Origin of the sequence: uncultured Nitrospira sp., from assembly GCA_902500695.1 — a bacterium.
Lineage (GTDB): Bacteria > Nitrospirota > Nitrospiria > Nitrospirales > UBA8639 > Nitrospira_E.
This window is the reverse complement of the sequence record CABVRQ010000047.1, coordinates 30141-31269: the sequence shown is the minus strand read 5'-3', so window position 1 is coordinate 31269 and position 1129 is coordinate 30141. Positions and strand designations below refer to the sequence as shown.

Genomic DNA, 1129 nt, shown 5'->3' with positions numbered 1-1129 from the left:
TGTGCCCACTTTGGCCAAGGTCTCCTACCAGCAAATCAAAACAATAGCACTGGGATTGGGAATCACCGTGACGGATTCGGGTCTCTGGTCTGACACAAGCTTTGTTCGAACACGGTTACACCATTATGGCATTCATGCCCTGCCGGGAGAACACGAGTTTGTTTCCTGGAAGGCCCTACCTTCCCATGCCCTACTCGCCACGAAATGGCACCGCAAAGGAAATCAGACATTCTGGCATTAGGTGTCCTATTGGCAAAGTCCTAATGGAGACCCGAAATACTCACTCCAAAATACCGTTCGTGCCGATTTTTGAAGAATCACACCTCACTGGTTTAACACCGTCCAAGCCAAGACACTTCTACTGAAATGAGTAGGGACTCCGTGTCAAAATTCCAGGGCATTCTGGCTCATAGTTACGGCACACCAGTAAAAAAATGGTTTATTCCCTCCCATGCCATCAAGCATCAGTTTGCCAGCCTGTGTTCAATCTTCAAAAAGGGTGAAGCCACATGCATTCTTACCAATTCTAAAACACCTTTGTCTGACGGGTGGCGTTTAAATACCCCAGAAGGATATCCCTTCTTGCCACCACACCGAGAAGTTTTCCTTCCTCATCCACCACCGGCATTCGGATCAGATGCTTCGCTTCCAGTCGATCAATAAGATCCATAGCCGGTGTCTCCCGCTTCACTGTAACCGGAGCAGGAGTCATCAAGTCGCCCGCCGGAACGCCTGACAAAGACCGTTCCTCCTTTATGGCATGAAGGAGATCGAACTCACTGACAATCCCAAGCAAATGCTGGTCCTGGTCAACAATCGGCACGCTCCCAAAACCTTCCTCGGTCATCGTTTGCGCCAATGCCTCTGCTGAATCCTCCGGATGATAGGCATACACGGCATCTTGCATGAATTGCTCGGCAATAAGACCTTTAAAATCACGGGCTCCAACAATGTAATCAACGCGTCGCATAATCCATCCCTCCTTCTACTGGGAAGAGGTGTGAACATATTTATTGAAAGACCACTGGGCAACCGCGGGTCTTTCAATCCAAAACCACTCTCCACATTCCCACGGCTATGAGGCTAAAAATAACTCCCTCGACCATTCCTTCCCCCCAAACTGCCAACC

1 protein-coding gene and 1 pseudogene are annotated in these 1129 nt (G+C 49.3%); one reads left to right on the top strand and one right to left on the bottom strand.

Annotated elements, in window-relative coordinates; translation table 11 throughout:
- Window positions 1–241, top strand: a pseudogene (locus tag AAH187_RS12485) (hypothetical protein); the annotation flags it as partial.
- Window positions 242–526: 285 nt separating this feature from the next.
- Here AAH187_RS12485 and AAH187_RS12480 read toward each other — a convergent pair.
- The gene (locus AAH187_RS12480) at window positions 527–970 is read right to left on the bottom strand and encodes a CBS domain-containing protein (RefSeq protein WP_342348790.1); all 444 of its coding nucleotides are present in this window, start codon (window positions 968–970) and stop codon (window positions 527–529) included.
- Between the last annotated feature and the right edge of the window lie 159 nt (window positions 971–1129).

What these genes read in the sequence shown, in the direction of transcription:
- AAH187_RS12480 (WP_342348790.1), bottom strand. Translation starts at nt 970, where the DNA reads ATGCGACGCGTTGATTACATTGTTGGAGCCCGTGATTTTAAAGGTCTT.